General features: G+C 43.2%; 17 protein-coding genes and 1 riboswitch. Of the genes, 5 read left to right on the top strand and 12 right to left on the bottom strand.

The genetic code is table 11. The features are described 5' to 3' along the window. Nucleotides 1-191: 191 nt before the first annotated feature. Nucleotides 192-410: a DUF6500 family protein gene (locus L4C54_RS08355; RefSeq protein WP_428807805.1), complete on the top strand. Its 219-nt coding sequence runs from the start codon at nucleotides 192-194 to the stop codon at nucleotides 408-410. Nucleotides 411-493: 83 nt separating this feature from the next. On the opposite strand, the gene L4C54_RS08350 is transcribed toward L4C54_RS08355, so the two are convergent. Next, nucleotides 494-673 carry a putative periplasmic lipoprotein gene (locus L4C54_RS08350; RefSeq protein WP_428807804.1) on the bottom strand — a complete coding sequence of 60 codons (180 nt, stop codon included), beginning with the start codon at nucleotides 671-673 and terminating at the stop codon, nucleotides 494-496. Nucleotides 674-899: 226 nt separating this feature from the next. After that, nucleotides 900-1,601 carry a glutathione S-transferase gene (locus tag L4C54_RS08345; protein WP_428807803.1) on the bottom strand — a complete coding sequence of 234 codons (702 nt, stop codon included), beginning with the start codon at nucleotides 1,599-1,601 and terminating at the stop codon, nucleotides 900-902. 277 nt (nucleotides 1,602-1,878) lie between these two features. Here L4C54_RS08345 and L4C54_RS08340 point away from each other — a divergent pair, with 277 nt between their 5' ends. Further along, the gene (locus tag L4C54_RS08340; RefSeq protein ID WP_428807802.1) at nucleotides 1,879-2,526 is read left to right on the top strand and encodes a hypothetical protein; all 648 of its coding nucleotides are present in this window, start codon (nucleotides 1,879-1,881) and stop codon (nucleotides 2,524-2,526) included. Nucleotides 2,527-2,685: 159 nt separating this feature from the next. Here the strand turns inward: L4C54_RS08340 and tenA are convergent, their stop codons facing one another. The 8 genes from tenA to L4C54_RS08300 all read right to left on the bottom strand — a co-directional run bounded on the left by tenA (nucleotide 2,686) and on the right by L4C54_RS08300 (nucleotide 10,276). Further along, complete coding sequence (gene tenA, locus L4C54_RS08335) at nucleotides 2,686-3,372, bottom strand: thiaminase II (RefSeq protein WP_428799665.1); 687 nt, start codon at nucleotides 3,370-3,372, stop codon at nucleotides 2,686-2,688. A 37-nt stretch (nucleotides 3,373-3,409) separates the two neighbouring features. Next, on the bottom strand, nucleotides 3,410-4,360 hold the full coding sequence (locus tag L4C54_RS08330; RefSeq protein WP_428799666.1) for an ABC transporter substrate-binding protein: 951 nt from the start codon (nucleotides 4,358-4,360) through the stop codon (nucleotides 3,410-3,412). Between the two features lie 101 nt (nucleotides 4,361-4,461). Next, nucleotides 4,462-5,313, bottom strand: a complete 852-nt coding sequence (locus L4C54_RS08325) for an ABC transporter permease (RefSeq protein ID WP_428799667.1) — start codon at nucleotides 5,311-5,313, stop codon at nucleotides 4,462-4,464. Continuing rightward, nucleotides 5,306-6,136 carry an ABC transporter ATP-binding protein gene (locus L4C54_RS08320; protein ID WP_428807801.1) on the bottom strand — a complete coding sequence of 277 codons (831 nt, stop codon included), beginning with the start codon at nucleotides 6,134-6,136 and terminating at the stop codon, nucleotides 5,306-5,308. The genes L4C54_RS08325 and L4C54_RS08320 overlap by 8 nt, the downstream gene beginning before the upstream one ends. Continuing rightward, a complete protein-coding gene (thiD, locus tag L4C54_RS08315) occupies nucleotides 6,126-7,022 on the bottom strand; it encodes a bifunctional hydroxymethylpyrimidine kinase/phosphomethylpyrimidine kinase (protein WP_428807800.1) in 897 nt (298 codons plus the stop codon). The genes L4C54_RS08320 and thiD (L4C54_RS08315) overlap by 11 nt, the downstream gene beginning before the upstream one ends. A gap of 101 nt (nucleotides 7,023-7,123) precedes the next feature. Beyond that, a riboswitch (TPP riboswitch) is annotated at nucleotides 7,124-7,235 on the bottom strand. A 112-nt stretch (nucleotides 7,236-7,347) separates the two neighbouring features. Next, complete coding sequence (locus L4C54_RS08310) at nucleotides 7,348-8,283, bottom strand: ParB/Srx family N-terminal domain-containing protein (protein WP_428807799.1); 936 nt, start codon at nucleotides 8,281-8,283, stop codon at nucleotides 7,348-7,350. Between the two features lie 124 nt (nucleotides 8,284-8,407). Continuing rightward, complete coding sequence (locus tag L4C54_RS08305) at nucleotides 8,408-8,743, bottom strand: hypothetical protein (RefSeq protein ID WP_428807798.1); 336 nt, start codon at nucleotides 8,741-8,743, stop codon at nucleotides 8,408-8,410. A gap of 69 nt (nucleotides 8,744-8,812) precedes the next feature. After that, nucleotides 8,813-10,276, bottom strand: coding sequence for an aminotransferase-like domain-containing protein (locus L4C54_RS08300; RefSeq protein ID WP_428807797.1), 1,464 nt, complete (start codon nucleotides 10,274-10,276; stop codon nucleotides 8,813-8,815). A gap of 96 nt (nucleotides 10,277-10,372) precedes the next feature. Here L4C54_RS08300 and L4C54_RS08295 point away from each other — a divergent pair, with 96 nt between their 5' ends. Beyond that, the gene (locus L4C54_RS08295) at nucleotides 10,373-11,272 is read left to right on the top strand and encodes a DMT family transporter (RefSeq protein ID WP_428807796.1); all 900 of its coding nucleotides are present in this window, start codon (nucleotides 10,373-10,375) and stop codon (nucleotides 11,270-11,272) included. Nucleotides 11,273-11,383: 111 nt separating this feature from the next. Here the strand turns inward: L4C54_RS08295 and L4C54_RS08290 are convergent, their stop codons facing one another. Further along, a complete protein-coding gene (locus L4C54_RS08290) occupies nucleotides 11,384-12,214 on the bottom strand; it encodes an HDOD domain-containing protein (protein WP_428799675.1) in 831 nt (276 codons plus the stop codon). Nucleotides 12,215-12,371: 157 nt separating this feature from the next. Between L4C54_RS08290 and thiD (L4C54_RS08285) the strand changes: the two genes are divergently transcribed. Together thiD (L4C54_RS08285) and L4C54_RS08280 are read left to right on the top strand one after the other, a co-directional pair. Next, the gene (gene thiD / locus L4C54_RS08285; RefSeq protein WP_428799676.1) at nucleotides 12,372-13,193 is read left to right on the top strand and encodes a bifunctional hydroxymethylpyrimidine kinase/phosphomethylpyrimidine kinase; all 822 of its coding nucleotides are present in this window, start codon (nucleotides 12,372-12,374) and stop codon (nucleotides 13,191-13,193) included. A gap of 214 nt (nucleotides 13,194-13,407) precedes the next feature. After that, nucleotides 13,408-14,118 (top strand): phosphatase PAP2 family protein, encoded by a 711-nt coding sequence (locus L4C54_RS08280; protein ID WP_428807959.1) that lies wholly within the window; start codon nucleotides 13,408-13,410, stop codon nucleotides 14,116-14,118. Between the two features lie 70 nt (nucleotides 14,119-14,188). On the opposite strand, the gene L4C54_RS08275 is transcribed toward L4C54_RS08280, so the two are convergent. Then, complete coding sequence (locus tag L4C54_RS08275) at nucleotides 14,189-15,850, bottom strand: methyl-accepting chemotaxis protein (RefSeq protein ID WP_428807795.1); 1,662 nt, start codon at nucleotides 15,848-15,850, stop codon at nucleotides 14,189-14,191. Nucleotides 15,851-15,930 lie beyond the last annotated feature (80 nt).

The following is a 15,930-nucleotide window of genomic DNA, read 5'->3' as shown; positions in this document are numbered from 1 at the left end:
ACGGAACTTATTCAAAAGGCGTGAGAAACTCCCCAGCTTTCAAGCTTGGGCGAATAAGAAATTTTCTGGCTATCGCTATCTACATTGCCATTTCTGATGATTTGCCACTGTTTTTATATACAGCCCATTCTTGTGCCATATGACAATAGTCGTTACTATCCAAACACATGTACATACTAGTAAGAGATAGAATGCGAGACTCACTAAGAGAAAAAATCATTCAAGTTTGCAATAAGAAAATAGCTCAAAAAGGCGAGGGCGTTGGCGTTTCATTCTATGCTTTTTTTGCTAACAAAAACGATGACCCAGAACTATTGATGGAAGCGGCAACGTGGTGGATACACACGAACAAACTCGACCATTTTGAGAAAGCCGTGAAAATTATGGCGATGGTGGAAAGGGGAGATTAGTTCGTTTGGGTGGTGAACCACATACCCGACCAAAGGCATTAATAAGATTAGTCTTCTAGCCGGGAATAGGTTGTTTCAAATGATTAGAAAAAAGCGTGAATGAGGGTCATTTGATCGGTCACAGGGCTATCTGGAAAGAAAGAGTTCTGGTTCATGTTCTCTTGGTTACTACCTACATCTTTATTATCTATATTTGTGTATGAAGCTGAGGTGCAACCACCAATAAAGGCTACGGCGATTAGAGCTAATAGTATTCTTTTCATATGTCATTCCTTAACAAGTAAATTAAACATCTAGTCTTAGGGGGGCCTAAGCTATGATTCCATTATGTTATTTAATTGTAGTTAATCTACCGCAATTGATATGACGATTAACACATATCTAGGTGCGTATTATTTGGATCAAGATCACAATCAGGAGTGAGCTTTTTGTAATGGTGAAAATTCGATAGATTACTAGAATGCTTAATCTAAATAGCCGCCTTTGAATCTATGATTGGGTGCTGCGATTACTTTTATTCTTCGGACCAAAGTAAATGTCTTTTCGATTTTCTAACCACAACTCATGCTTTTCCATCACCTTAGAAAACATCGCACTTTGTAAATAGCTATCCAGCCATTGACGTAATTTGGGATATGGACTTTGCAGGTACCATTGTCTTTCGATTCGAGCAAATTTGCGAATAAACGGAACCAACGCAATATCAAGAAGGCTCTCTTTATCAGAGAGAAGATACCGATGCTCTGTTAGCCTAGCTTCTAGATTTTGGATATGAACTTCACAGGCTTCTCGGCACTCACCTAAGTTGTCTTCGTGGTACCTTTTAGCACAGCTGTAGGCGTTGAACGCAGGAATAAAATCACGCTCAAATTCACTAATTAAAGTCACCATCGTCGGTAATTGAATCGGTTCGTCGGTATGCAGAAGGTTATCTGGGTCGTTTTGCGATAGTGCCCAGAGCATAACCTCTAGGCTCTCCTCTAAAATCATGTCTTTGTTTGCCGCTATGTTCTTTTCAAGTACAAGAACTGGCACGCTGCCTTTTGGCGATGTGGCTAGCATCTCTACAGGCTTGTTATTGAGTTTTACAGCGCGAATCAAAACTTGCTGCTGGGATTTAAACAGAGCAATGCGGGCACGCATAGCGTATGGGCAATTTTGTAATGAGTAGAGGATAGGTGTGTTCTGCATGGAGGCGTGTTATGTGTTTAAGGGGCTTCTTTCTAGCCTAACGTGTTCTAGAACACATCGACAGGACTATTTTCAGGACGGAATTTTTGCTCTCATTGTCTTTACTATCTTGTCTTATTACTTTTATCAATAATAATGAAAGTAACATAAATATGATGATTAGACAGTTTGTCTGGGAATCATCATTAGACTCGTCAGTTATTAGTACATTGGTTGGTAATTGCTCAAACTCTGAATTATCAATGTCGCTAGGTATATTCTAAGGAAGGACTTACAAATGATTAAGTTAGAACAAAACTGTAAAGTTAACAATAAATTACAAGAAGTTGGGAAAACCCTTTACGTACCTCAAGGCTATGTCGGTTTTTGCTTCCAACCTACTAAGTTTCCTGATACTCGTCGCTCTGCCTTATTCACAACAGGAGTAGGCCCGTGTCACTGTTTAATCATCGTAGAGAACGAATCTAAGAGTGTACTTCTTTGCCATCTCGATGGTGATTTTACTAAAGAAGCGGTGGCTCATACGACTAAGTTGATGAAGATTTTAAGTGAAGGTAGTGGGTCAAAGAGCCCTTACTTTAGTGTATCACTGGCATCATCTAGCCCGATCGCAGACACAAAAGAGCGAGCTCAGAATGTATCTGCGGCGATCACCGCGTTCTGTGGGAGTGGACTTTCTGGGCGTTTAGATGGTCCAGTCAATGCGATTGAAGTTAACCGAACCGATCATGTCTTTCTAGTGGGTGAAAACACGCACTTAACAGGTGAGGTTGATCAGAATAAGTTTGTTGATAAATCCAGTGGTGCGCCTGGTTGGGCAGATTGGCAGAAGATTGGTGGCATGAGTCCTGGTTTTAGTGGTCGCCGTATCCGACACTTGCTGGACCTAAATACAGCTCCTAAAAGTTACATCTCAGCGGGTTAGTTAAGTGATGCTACTTAATGCTAGTGTTCAGTAAGCTGAATCTTTAATACAAACAAAAACGACCAGAGTATTCTGGTCGTTTTTGTTATTGGGTTTGCTGTATCTGGCAAGTAACCGCACATGACGATCAGAGCAGTTCCGCCTTATTGGCTAACCAGTTTATCTTTTAATTGGTAACGTATCACTTTGGGCATTTAACCCCTGTTGCCAAAATGCCACTTCCATGCGAGTCGCCGTTTTAAATATATGGATAAGGTTTTGGCCTCGTTCGCTATTGATGTCGACCTCTGCCAAAAGCTGATTAAAGTACTTAGCACCTTCAGCGACACCTGATTGGAACTCTTCACCACCATAAAGGTTAATCCAACTTGCGTATGGGTTACCTTCTAAGACGGTCGTTTCGCTTTCTATCAACCTCTTACCGATAACCGCATAACCAATTGAGCAAGGTGCGAGCGCCGCATAGAGGTCGACTAAATCTCCTGTCATCCCTGCATCTAACACGTAACGTGTATATGCGACCGTGCCGAAATCTTCGGGTTCATTTTCAAGGTCAGATTCAGTTAAACCCCACTGCCCACAGTAGGTAACATGATGACCGATCTCTGAATCCAATAAAGCATGAACGCTAGGTAAAGCGCGGCGCATATCTGCGAGTGTTTTTGCCTTGTAGATAGCAAGAGCATAAGCACGTGCATATTGCTTTAGGAACAAAAAGTCTTGCTTCAAATAATGAAGGAAACAAGGTTGGGCAAGTGTACCGTGAGCTAACTGAGTGACAAAAGCATGCTCAGTATAGTCGTGCCAATCTTGCTCACAAGCTTGAATCAAATCTTGGTATTTCATCGTTTTATCCTGATATGTGGTGATACTGAAAACCGGCTTAGTTAAAAACAGGCACGTAGCTTTCAGCTTTTGGCAATGTTTTGATGATGCCTTTGTCAAACATGAACTGGGCGTAATCGTCATAGCGTTTTAGATCAACCGCAGATGGACGCAGTGCAAAACGCGTTAATGTGTCATTCCAAGCACGTTTGTTTAGCTCGTTATTTAGCGTGTCTGGAGAGTAAGCAACAAACTCATTCCAAGACTCTTGAGGGTGATTGACGATGTAAGTTGTAGCTTGCTCTAGCGCCTTGTTGAACGCTTTGATGGCTTCAGCGTCGTGCTTGTCTGCGTTAGCAACGAAGATCAACTCGTCGTACGCTGGTACGCCGTGCTCTTCAGGGAAAAAGGCTTTTGCTTTAAAGCCTTCTAGCGCAAGTTGATTGGTTTCGAAGTTGCGTAAGCCACCCCAAATGGCATCCACTTTGCCAGAAGCGAGTGAAGAAGATAGTGCCCAGCCAACATTGATGGTTTGAACATCTTCAAAGGCGACGTTTTCTTGCGCTAGCATGGTGCCAATAGTCGCCTCTTCATTGCCTGCGATTGCGATGCCAATCTTCTTACCTTTTAGATCAGCAAGGGAATCGTTCTTACCGTTATCCAACACCATTAAAGTGTTAAGGGGTGTGGCAATCAGCGTTGAAGCACGCACGAGCGGTAGACCTGCTGCAACGTCCATAGTTAAGCTTGGTTGATACGTAACGGCAAGATCAACACGACCAGCGGCAACAAGTTTTGCAGGTGTGCTTGGGTCAGCTGGTTCCTGAATCTCAATGTCAATGCCTTGGTCTTTAAAGTAGCCACGTTCGTGTGCGATAACGATAGGTCCGTGGTTAGGGTTTACAAACCAATCTAGCATCAGTGTCATGTTCTTTTCTGCAGCTAAGGCGTGGCCTGAAGAGAGAGAAGCAAGCAGTGCAATTGCACCCATTAATTTAGTCTTTTTCACGATTATTCTGTCCTTTTGAATGTTATTGTCGTTCTTGTTGAGTTTGATTATTTTCATCCACCACTGCGTTTCAAAGTGGACTGTTTCACTGGAAGATGGTGTTATTTGTTCTCCCATGGAATAGCTTTTTTCAATAGCTTATCGGTAATGAAGTAAAGAGAAATTGAGAGCACGGCTAAGATAAACAGTGCGGCAAACATCTCATCGACGATCATGCGCGCATTAGCTTGTAGCATCAGATAGCCTAGACCTTCACTTGAACCCACCCACTCACCTACAACCGCACCAATTGGCGCAATCACGACTGCAACACGAATGCCTGAGGCAAGAGTAGGTAGAGCTGCGGGTAATTGAATATGACGTAGTAACTGCCATTTAGATGCGCCCATGGTTTTCGCCAAGTCCAAATATCCTGTGGGCGTATTTCTCAAGCCGTCATAACAGCAGGTCGTCACAGGGAAGAAGATGATGATGGCTGCCATTACTACTTTAGAGGCGATGCCGTAACCAAGCCAAAGCATCAGAATTGGAGCAATGGCGAAGACAGGAATGGCTTGGCTTGCGATTAAAATAGGCAGCAACCAACGTTTCAGTGGTTCAAACATCAGCATTTGAAGGGCAAAAAATAACCCCATGGAGAGCCCAAGCAACAAGCCGAGTAAGATCTCCTGCGCGGTCACCCAAGTATGTTTAAGCAACACGTCATGACGTTCGATAAGTTTATGAAACACCTCTATAGGTGCAGGCAAAATGAAACTTGGGAGATCAAATAGAATAACCGCAAGCTGCCAAAGGCCCAAAATCACGGTGCTACTGATGATGAGGCGCAGAGCTGGGTGAGTGACCCGTGCTTTGTTGGTTGCATTTACATTAGCGTCGTTAGAACCCACTGGCTTATTTAACGTTGGATTAGGTTCTAGGTGCTGATTGGGGGCGGTGCGTTGATCAGTCATAATCTTGCTCCAACTGGTTCAAGATCGCTTGCTGAAGCTGAGCACACTCACCATCCAATATTCGTGGAGTGCCTGTTGAAGGAACAGGCAAGGAGTGGGCGTTAGCAGGGGTGCTTTTTAGTACGTATAGATTATCAGCCAAGCGAACCGCTTCTTGTGGATCATGGGTGATAAGAACGACTGTCTTTCCTCTTAGTAACTCACAGGCAAGTGTTTGCAGTTTATGTCTTGTTACTGCATCGAGTGCCGAGAAGGGCTCATCCATCAATACTACGGGCTTGTCTTGCATTAGCGTTCGAGCCAAAGCGACACGTTGACGCATCCCACCTGATAGTTGATCAGATTTAGCGTCAGTGTAATCAGCGAGCCCCACGTCTTTTAAGAGCTTCTTTGCTTTGGCTTTGCTGCTTGAATCGGATTCGTCACTAGAGGTGGTACCTGGTTGAGAAGAGGTAAAACGACTACTCAGACAGACATTATCTATAACCGAGAGCCATGGCAGCAGTAAATCTTGTTGCGCCATATAGGCGATACGGTCGTTAAGCGCTTTATCATCTGAGGTACGAAGTGACCCTTTCCATTCGACTTGGTCTTCGAGTAAACCCGCTAAGTAACGCAGCACGGTCGTTTTTCCACACCCACTACGCCCGAGTAACACCGTCCAACTTGATGCTGCTAAATGCAAGTTGAGATCAGCTAGCGTTGCAATCGAGTTATCGAGGTAGCGCAGACTGGCATTACTGATTTCAATACTCACATTTGTATCGTTGCCAACGCGTACTTCAGAGGTCTTATTCTCTATACTTTCCGTATTAACTGACATCGGCATGCCCGGTAAAGAAGTGGTTTACCGGGCCGTGACCATGACCAATCTGCAATTCATCGGCATGAGCGATGGCGTGAGAAATATACTGCTTACCCAAATTAACCGCTTGAGTAAGTTCATTACCTTGAGCAAGAAAAGACGCTATCGCGGAAGAGAGGGTGCAGCCTGTTCCATGGGTATTTTGGGTTGAGGTTCGTTTTGCACTAATCAACTCTGAATGATGTGGAAGAATAAACAAGTCGTTACTGTTTTCATCTTTCTCTAGATGACCACCCTTGAGTAAGACTGACTTAGCACCTAATGCGCGCAAATCGTCAATCATGTCCTGCATATCTGATTCACTTTCAGGGACTGCTTTTCCCGTTAACGTAGCGCCTTCAGGCAGGTTAGGGGTGATTATGTCTGCAAGAGGAATGAGCTCTTGTTTTAATGTGCTGATTGCAGAATCTTCTAGCAGTAAGTCACCGCTAGTCGCTACCATGACAGGGTCGATAACTAAATGTTTAGGCTGGTATTGTTTTATTTTTTCGGCAACGACTTTGATGATTTGGGAGTCAGCCAACATACCAACCTTCACCGCAATGATATTTAAGTCGGTGAAAACCGCATCCAATTGGCTTGCCACATGGTCTAAAGGGATTGGAAAAATGGCGGAAACACCTTGGGTATTCTGCGATGTGATGGCGGTAATCACAGAACAAGCGAAGCTTCCGGTAGCAGACATTGCTTTGATATCCGCTTGAATACCCGCGCCACCACTACTGTCAGACCCTGCAATGGTCAACACGATAGGTGTGCTAGGGGTTACAACATTGGCTGAAGATTGAGAATTTAAAGACGGTTGAGTGTCTGAAGGTACTTGAGTACTTGAAAGCTGTGTCATGGTTGCTCCTACTATCGAAAAGACGCAGGAGAACAGGCATTGATCTATGAGGGGTGCATGCAGAGGAAACCATCGGATGGAAACCATTGAAGTGCTATAAAGATCAAATGCTTATAGTTCCCTACGCCAGTACAAACTGAATCAGGTTCAACGGGTCTCGAATCTCGATCTCAGCAAACACAGATAACTGCATTGGCTCCCCGACTATTTACATAATCATAACAGTACTTCTTCCACAGGTGTACCGCTTTTAGCTATTTTGAAACAACTCCGCTTGAAGTCTAAAGATGGCTTTTATTATTTTGATGTGACTTGGCTTCGTGGGTTAGTTTATCTGAGCCGTTTTATATTGAAGCGAATACGTTACCTTTCCTTTACCTTCGCGCATTAGCTTGTCCAACCCTTTCTGATTGAATTCGCTGAACTGACCCATTTGCTCAGGTGTTCGGTTGGAGTCGCCCACATTGTCTGTCTCTAATGAGAGTAAGAAGTGACTGACATCAGTGATTGCTTCTGTGTAGCCTGGAACTGTGGTGAGATCGTAGTCATTGAGGTTGATCTCTTGACGAACTTCTTTTGACCAATAGAACTCTAGGAACGGAACGGGTTGTTCTGATTTGTTCCAACCCACATCACGAGAGAAGTACATCAGTGAACGGTATTGATCATTTTGGAAGTTTTCTAAACCTAAAGAGATCGGTAGTCTAGCTGGGGTAATCGGTTTTCCTTCACTATCAAATAACCATGTGTTGCCATCGGTAATCATGCTATCCCAGAACGCAGCCATGTTGCTAAGATCTCGGTAATCTTTTTCTACTACGACGTGAACGGGGAAATCGTTACCTCCTTCAGTCATGGTCCAAAAAACGTTAAAAGTATGGTGACCATCAGTTAGGTAGTAGTCCCCATTCGGCGCGATGACGATGGTCTTCATGTCCTTCTCACGTGCACCGACTTCTTCCTTACACTCGAACGTTGTTGAGTCATGAGCGATTGAAGTTTTTTTGTCAAAAGAGGCTAAACCACGTTGGCCATTGGCTTCACAGATCTCATCAAACAGCTTTTTCTTATCTTGTTCGAATCGACCTAGTTTGTAGTAAACCTGATCGTAACCTACTGAGGGTTGGGTGGGGATAACATCACCCAATTCGACTTGAATAACGTCACCTTGAGTTACGTCAGTCGCTAATGTAGGAGCAGTCAGTAAGGTGCTTACGGTTAATAGAAGGGTTTTTATTTTAAACATTTTATTATCAGGCATGGTATCGACCTAGCTTTGAATTATGCCAATAATTTAATTGGTTAGTATTTCAGATAGATGAATTTTAAATTGAACTCAGCGAGGCTCTCCTCAATATGGCTTCATTGACTATGAATGACAGACCCTAGCTATCTAATGGTACTTGGTTTAGGGCCCACATTTCTAATATGTGTTTAACGTCCTCACATTTACCCATTAAGATTTGGTATTCCGGATCAAATGGTTCACCTATGTAGGTTGTCCTGAGCAACTCATTGGTTTTTAGGTCGACCTGAGTGACAACTCGGCCTTTGAAATTTTGGAAAACCGCAAATTGATCACTACGGTAAACAATTTGATCACGATAAAACCAAAAGTGGTCACTGGTTTTGAGTAATTGGCATTTCAATGGCAACGAGCTAGGATCCGCTGATAAAGCTGGTGTCGATAGTAAAAATGCAAACAATAGTAAGCGGCTCATAATCAAATCCTTTTACCACTTGGAAGGTTTTTCCATTTGAAACATAGAGTAATTATAGACAAGCATTCGCTATTTGCTTCTCTGCTGCTTAATTGACTTCTGTTGTTTCTGGCAATGATGATTGATGAGTCTTGCGAGATTTTCTATCGCTTGTTGCTCAGATTGGCTCCCCTCAAGATTGGCGTAAGTTAACCGTAAACAGTGATTAAATTTGTTATTAGTACCGAAAGCCATTCCGGGATAGACGCTGATTTTTTCTTGTTTGCACTCAAGGGAGAGTTGGTGTCCATCCACATAATCTGGAAGTGTTAACCACATAATGAAAGATCCTGTGGCTTGAGTTAGGTGGAATTGGCCTTGTAATAAAGGATATTGATTTAAATAATGCGTAAGTTGCTGATGAAGCCTTTTTCCATTTGTTTGGTATAAACGACGCATGCGGTTGGTGTGAGAACGGTATTTACCTGTTGTTAGAAACTCAGCGACGGCAGATTGCATCAAATTTAAGCTGCCCATGTTGTCACTGATGAGGTACTTCTCGATTTTTTGTTGGTATCGACCGGATAGTATCCAACCAATACGCAGCCGAGAGTCTAACGTCTTGGAAAGAGAGTTAACGTATATCACGCGGTCTTGGGTATCCAACGACTTCAAGCTTGGTAGATTTTCATTAAAACCGAGGGATCCAAATACATCATCTTCAATGATAGGAATGTCTTTGGAAATGTTGAGTAGGGCCTTGCGATTTTCTAAAGGCATTTGAGAGCCGGTTGGGTTGGCAAAGTTAGGCGTGACAATGATCGCTTTGATGTCCCACAACGATACGGCTTTGCCTAATGCTTCTGGATTGATACCTGTTGTCACACAACTTGGTATTTCGATTACCTTGAGCCCGAGTGACTCCATTAAAAGCAAGTTCCCAAAGTAGCAGGGTGACTCGACGGCAACGATATCTCCTTTGTTTGTAAGTGCGCGAAGTGCAAGACTGATCCCTTGTTGCGCACCGTGAGTCACTGCGATCTCGTTATATTTTGCCGGAACACCAAGATCGTAGCTAATCTTAAGTAATTGTTTGATCAGTAAATTGTTACCGGGAGGGATTTGGTAATGGCTAGGAAGTTGACTTTGCATGCGAGCGTGGCGGCCAATTTCAGCGTATAAACTTTTTATCGCAGGAAAGTTGATATTTGGATGTGCAGAACCTGTTGGCAGCAGCTCTTTCTCACTCGAGTAGGTAAGAATGGATTTACAGACGGACAGAAGATCAACCTTAATGGGCTTATGCTGATCAGTACTGAGCTGATTAGAAGAGCTTTTAGCTAGGCTCACTCTATATCCTGACTTTGCAACAGAATAGATAAACCCAATGGCTTCAAGTTCTTGGTAAGCGCGTATCACCGTATTCTTACTGACCTGTAAATCTGAACTGAGTTGCCGGATAGAGGGTAGCTTGTCATCTGTTTGATAGATACCGGCAGTGATTGCTTGTCTTAAATACTGCTCGACTTGGTCATATTTGTTTATAACATCCATTCTGTACCCATAGAAATAGTCAAAATTGTGCCTTTGTTATACTTCTGTACCTAATTAAAGTAGCAGTATTGTTAACAGATTGGCTAGTGGGTTTTTATGTTGTTGCGGATGATCCCTTTTATTTTTGTGGTGTTGTGGGCATCAGGTTTTGTTGGTGCTCGTTATGGTCTGCAATATGCTGAACCGGCCACGCTGCTTTCCATACGCATGATCGGAAATGTAATGCTATTTATTATCTTGATCGTGGTGCTTAAACGTTCCGTACCGAAAGGGCGGCAATTTTTTCATAGCTTAGTGGTTGGTATGTTAATTCACGGGTTCTATTTAGGTGGGACATACATGGCCATTTCACTTGGCATGCCAGCGGCGCTCAGTTCTCTGTTAGTCGGCATACAGCCAATATTAACGGCTGTCTTGTTGCTTTCGTGGGGGAGTGAAAAATTTAAACTCTCTCAGTGGATAGGGCTAGGGTTAGGCTTTGTCGGCATTGCGTTAGTGCTAGGCGGTAATATTGATTGGCAGTCTAAGCAACATCAGTGGCTAGCTGTCGGTATATGTATGTTCTCTCTATTCGGAATTACGTTGGGAACCTTGTATCAAAAACGGTTCTGTCGAGGCGTTGATATGGTGGGGAGTGCCATGGTTCAGTATGTGTCGGCAGCAGCGCTATTTATTCCCTGTGCGTATTTTTTTGAAACAATGCAAGTTATGTGGACAACTGAATTAGCGCTTACCCTTGTGTGGTTAGTTGTGGTTCTCTCGTGTGTGGCCGTCTTGTTACTGCTTTATATGGTTGAGCATGGTGCGTCATCAAGCGTTGCATCTGTGTTCTATTTAGTTCCGCCTACAACGGCACTTCAAGCTTGGTTTATGTTTGAAGAGTCGTTTGATTGGCAGGGGGGGTTAGGTTTTATCCTTGCGGCAATAGCGGTGTATCTTGTTATCAAAAAGCCGAGTATTCGGTGGCGAGCGAATAAAGAGGCTTATGCTAAGTGATACCTTGAATTAAGTAACATGTTAGGCCGTGTAATATGTTGAATTAAAAGATCTCGGCTAGATGAAGCCGAGATTTATATTGTCGTCTGTTAAATACTGAGATCGTTGAGACTAGGCGGCAGTTAGCTGTTGAGCTAGCTCTTTTCCATTGCCACGGAACTTGTCGATAGTAGAAGAGAAGTTTGATGAGATATGCAGTAGGCGAGCGTCAGGGTGCTCAGCAAGGTAGAGCACTTTTTGCTGATCGTCTGCAAGGTCATCCCAATCATCATTGATGGCATGAGCAAAATGAAGAAGTACAGCTAACTTAGGTGAAATTTCTGCTTCTCTTGGCTCGTGATAGTGCTCAATAGCGTCGACCATATGATCTGGGAACTTCCACGTTTTGGCTAACTTTGCGCCAAGAGAAGGGGCAGAGACATCGAGCACTTGCTCTTGGGCCGCAATCGGGTTCATGCCATTTTCAACCAGTTCTTGGATCTTAACAGCTTCATCAGGAACCAACGTATGAATCATAAGTTCGCCAATATTATGTAATACGCCAGCGGTAAATACTTCATTACCATCCATACCTGATTCGGTCGCAAGCTTGCTAGAAATAACGGAAACTTCAAAGGTATCAGTCCAATAGGCATCCATGTCGAGTGTGGGTACTTTAGGAAATGCGCCAGATAAAACAGATGCAACGACGAGGGTCCTGACGGGGCCTGTACCTACGCGAAGTAGTGCTTCGTTGACCGAAGAGACCGTTTTGCTGCCGCCAAAGTGAGCTGAGTTTGCCATGCGAAGAAGTCTTGCAGTAAGAACTTGATCGATTGATATTTTTTGCGATAAATCACCGAAATCAACATCCTCTTGATTCACCATGTCGAGTAGCTCTTGCAAAACTGCTGATATTCTTGGCAGTTCATTCAGCCTTGAAATTAGTGCCGCTTGGCTCATAGCCTTTCTCCTTTTTATGTTGGCTCATTTACTATAGTTCAGGATTTTAATTTGTGACAAAGTAGGATTTGAAGTGGTGATATATTCAAGCGGGATAACGTATGATAAGTGCTATCACGAACGCTTGTGTTTTGTATATATTTTTGAGGATTAGTTCATGTCTACCCACTCTTTAGCGTCTTCCACCCCAATCGTTTTGACTATTGCCGGTTCCGATAGTGGCGGCGGCGCTGGGATTCAAGCCGATATTAAATCAATTTCAGCAACGGGCGGTTATGCCTGCTCGGTTATTACTGCGATTACTGCACAAAATACCTGTGGTGTATCTGGCATATTTCCTATTCCGTTAGAACATGTTGAGAAACAATTAGACGCTGTTTTTGGTGATTTGAAAGTTGTGGCAGTTAAAATTGGTATGCTTGCAGATACTGAAATTATTTCTCTAGTGGCAGAAAAACTGCGTCAATATAAACCAAAATTTGTAGTATTAGATCCGGTAATGGTAGCAACGAGTGGCGATATGCTGCTTCAACAATCAGCTGTCGGAACTCTAAAGTCGGAGTTATTACCTTTGGCGGATGTCGTGACGCCAAATTTGCCAGAAGGTGCAGCGTTGACGGGTCTACCTTTACCTACAAATGAACAAGAAATGTCACTGATGATTAAGCAGCTACATTCGCTTGGTTCAAAGAGTGTGTTATTGAAAGGCGGTCATTTAGAAAAAGATGACAAGAGTAATGATTTGCTAATCATGGGTGATGAGCTTCAAGTGTTTTCAGCTAAAAGAGTGGCAACAAAGAACACTCATGGAACAGGTTGTACGCTTTCATCGGCCATTGCTTCTTATCTTGCACAGGGTAAACCTCTGATTGATGCTGTTGCGAATGCCAAACACTATATTTCAGGCGCGATTGAGCATGCTGACCAGTTAGATATCGGTTCCGGTCATGGGCCTGTGCATCATTTTTACGCAATTTAGTGAGTAGAGATGGTGACGATTAGATGCGATGAAACAATTATTGTTTCTTGATGTTAACTGAAGCCTTTGATTGAATGATTTTTCAGCAAGTTGACATCTAGTTGATACTTCTCATGCATATATTCCGTTAATATATCGCCACTTTTGAGGCGGTCGTTAAGAAATAAATGTGAATAGACTATTTAAGAACAAATTTAGCGGCTTGCTACAGCTAATGCTGATGTTGCTAATAATCATACCTGTAACATTGCTAACAATTAATATGGATTTAAAGTCGTCAGTAGGCACTGCTTTTGGTGGCTTTATTACGATAGCTACTGATTCTGCCGGAAGTCGTGGTTTTTTAATCACTTTAGCGGTTCTATGTGTCGCTACATTGGCATTGAAACTTCCTCGCAAAACGTTGCTGGCTCATATGATGGTCTTAGCTGTTTTGCTTGTTATTGGTTTCGCAAGCAAGACCAGCTTAAAGGTGATGACGGAAAGCCCACGCCCATACACTGAGTTACTGGCGCAAGATCTATTGATCCCAACCCCTATTCACTTTTATAACCTCGATGAACAGCAACAAGTACAGCTTATTGATACTGTTTCGTCAGAAGTTAGTCAGTGGCGTACACGTCATTGGCAAGGCGAAAAAGACTATTCATTTCCTTCCGGGCATACAATATTTACCGCGATCTGTGTGGCTTTTTTTGGTGGACTGTTTTGGCAGAATAAACGTTATTCGTGGGCAATTGGAGTATTAGTGTGGGCTGCTGCTGTTATGTATAGCCGCCTATGGATTGGTATGCATCGCCCTGTCGACTTAGTAGGTTCAACACTTTTTATTACGGGTGTCTACGCTGTCATGCCAAGCTTTCATGTTATTGCTGACAAGGTTTACTCTCGGCTTCCCAAGCGGATTCAAGCGTTACTTGGTTAACAATAAAAAACACCAGCTTGTTTCAGCTGGTGTTTTTTTATGACGAGATGACTTAATCACATGATTGAGGTTAAACAGTAAACCTTCCGACAAGGTCAGACAGTTCATTGGCGCGGCCATTTAGCTGCTGGCTACCCGCTCTATTTTGATTGGCTAGATCTGCTGATTGACTACTTTGATCAGAGATAACCACTATACGCTGTGATATTTCCTGGCCAACAATACTCTGCTCTTCTGTTGCTGTTGCTATCAGTGAGTTCATATCCATAATGGTGCTAATTGATTCTTGAATTTTTACTAATGCTTCGGCAGCGGCATTGGCTTCTTTTACGGTACTGTCACCACGTGCTTGGCTAGAATCCATCGCTTTTACTGCATCATCAGACGCTGATTTTAGTTGCTCAATCATAGCGTGAATCTCACCGGTACTCTCTTGAGTACGACTTGCCAGTTTTCTAACCTCATCTGCCACGACGGCAAAACCACGCCCTTGCTCACCAGCACGAGCGGCCTCAATAGCTGCGTTTAGTGCAAGTAGGTTGGTTTGTTCGGCGATGTCTTGAATCACTTCTAGTGAAGAGGAGATGTTCTTAACATCACTCTCTAGCTGAGAAATCACATCGCTCGCTTCTGATACCTCTTGTGCTAGCTCTCGAACTGAATTGGCGGCAGAGTTAACGATCTTTTGCGCTTCTTTTGCATGCTCTTCCGCTTCGTTTGCTGAACCAGCAGCGTGACTCGCGTTATTCGAGATCTCACCAGCTGTTGTGGTCATTTCGGTCATTGCTGTTGCCACTTGCTCGGTTTCTTCACGCTGACCGGAAGCGAGTTCATCAACCATTGCAGCTCGTCCTGACATGTCGTTGGTTTCACTGACGACTTGCTGCCCAACATCGCTCACATTACGAATAATATTCTGCAGACTTTCTACAAAGATATTGAAGTTCTTACTTAAATTAGCGAATTCAGGAATTTTGAAGGCTTCCATTCGTGCGGTAAGATCGGCATCACCACTTGCAAATGAACCGATAGACTTATCAAGTACATCGATTGGGTGCAAAATGCTTCGAGTAACAAAGATAGCGAAAACTGCGACAAGAACAGCAATGAAAATACAGAATAAGACAATAGCCATTAAGCTATCGTTGAGCGCTGTGTTAGCCGAATTGTCCATATCATTAATGACGGCGTCGATGTCATCGGTATAAAAACCCGTTCCGATCATCAAATTCCACTCGGGGATAAACATCGAATAACTTAGTTTAGGCAGGGCTTCAGACTGCCCGGGCTTAGGGAAGTAGTAGGTCGTAAATTGACCGGTTTTAGCATTTTTAATTAAATCCTGAATTAAGTAGTTGCCTTGTTTGTCTTGTAAGTTGTAAAAATTATCACCTACGCCCTTTGTCCCTTTACCAACAGCGACTCGAACGCCCTTCGCATCATAGGCAAAGATATAACCGGACTCACCGTATTGCATCGCTTTAAGTGTAGGCAGAGCTTCTTCTAAAGACGCGCCTTGCGCTAATAATGGGTCAAGTGAAGATCGCGCTATTTGAAGATAACTCTTTAACTCATTTTGCTTCATCAGCATCATACTTGAGTGTGTTCGTTCGAGTTGATGTTGATTAAAATCGGTTGTTTTTAAGTAGGTAAACCACATCATACCGACCGCAATGACGAGCAGTGGCACGATAGATAAAATATAGAGGCGGTTGCGAATTGAAAAGTTCATAGTTACTTCCTGTGGGCAAACGCTGAGGTATTTTCCTCAGTCGAATACTTATTAAGTGATGAATTTAATATTAGACGCTT

The organism is Vibrio lamellibrachiae (assembly GCF_050337265.1).
Classification (GTDB): domain Bacteria; phylum Pseudomonadota; class Gammaproteobacteria; order Enterobacterales; family Vibrionaceae; genus Vibrio; species Vibrio kyushuensis.
This window is presented reverse-complemented; position numbering and strand designations above follow the sequence as displayed.

Bases quoted from the DNA above. Each gene is read 5' to 3' on its own strand.
- L4C54_RS08355 (WP_428807805.1), top strand. From the start codon at position 192: ATGCGAGACTCACTAAGAGAAAAAATCATTCAAGTTTGCAATAAGAAA.
- L4C54_RS08350 (WP_428807804.1), bottom strand. From the start codon at position 673: ATGAAAAGAATACTATTAGCTCTAATCGCCGTAGCCTTTATTGGTGGT.
- L4C54_RS08345 (WP_428807803.1), bottom strand. From the start codon at position 1,601: ATGCAGAACACACCTATCCTCTACTCATTACAAAATTGCCCATACGCT.
- L4C54_RS08340 (WP_428807802.1), top strand. From the start codon at position 1,879: ATGATTAAGTTAGAACAAAACTGTAAAGTTAACAATAAATTACAAGAA.
- tenA (WP_428799665.1), bottom strand. From the start codon at position 3,372: ATGAAATACCAAGATTTGATTCAAGCTTGTGAGCAAGATTGGCACGAC.
- L4C54_RS08325 (WP_428799667.1), bottom strand. From the start codon at position 5,313: ATGACTGATCAACGCACCGCCCCCAATCAGCACCTAGAACCTAATCCA.
- L4C54_RS08320 (WP_428807801.1), bottom strand. From the start codon at position 6,136: ATGTCAGTTAATACGGAAAGTATAGAGAATAAGACCTCTGAAGTACGC.
- thiD (WP_428807800.1), bottom strand. From the start codon at position 7,022: ATGACACAGCTTTCAAGTACTCAAGTACCTTCAGACACTCAACCGTCT.
- L4C54_RS08310 (WP_428807799.1), bottom strand. From the start codon at position 8,283: ATGCCTGATAATAAAATGTTTAAAATAAAAACCCTTCTATTAACCGTA.
- L4C54_RS08305 (WP_428807798.1), bottom strand. From the start codon at position 8,743: ATGAGCCGCTTACTATTGTTTGCATTTTTACTATCGACACCAGCTTTA.
- L4C54_RS08300 (WP_428807797.1), bottom strand. From the start codon at position 10,276: ATGGATGTTATAAACAAATATGACCAAGTCGAGCAGTATTTAAGACAA.
- L4C54_RS08295 (WP_428807796.1), top strand. From the start codon at position 10,373: ATGTTGTTGCGGATGATCCCTTTTATTTTTGTGGTGTTGTGGGCATCA.
- L4C54_RS08290 (WP_428799675.1), bottom strand. From the start codon at position 12,214: ATGAGCCAAGCGGCACTAATTTCAAGGCTGAATGAACTGCCAAGAATA.
- thiD (WP_428799676.1), top strand. From the start codon at position 12,372: ATGTCTACCCACTCTTTAGCGTCTTCCACCCCAATCGTTTTGACTATT.
- L4C54_RS08280 (WP_428807959.1), top strand. From the start codon at position 13,408: ATGCTGATGTTGCTAATAATCATACCTGTAACATTGCTAACAATTAAT.
- L4C54_RS08275 (WP_428807795.1), bottom strand. From the start codon at position 15,850: ATGAACTTTTCAATTCGCAACCGCCTCTATATTTTATCTATCGTGCCA.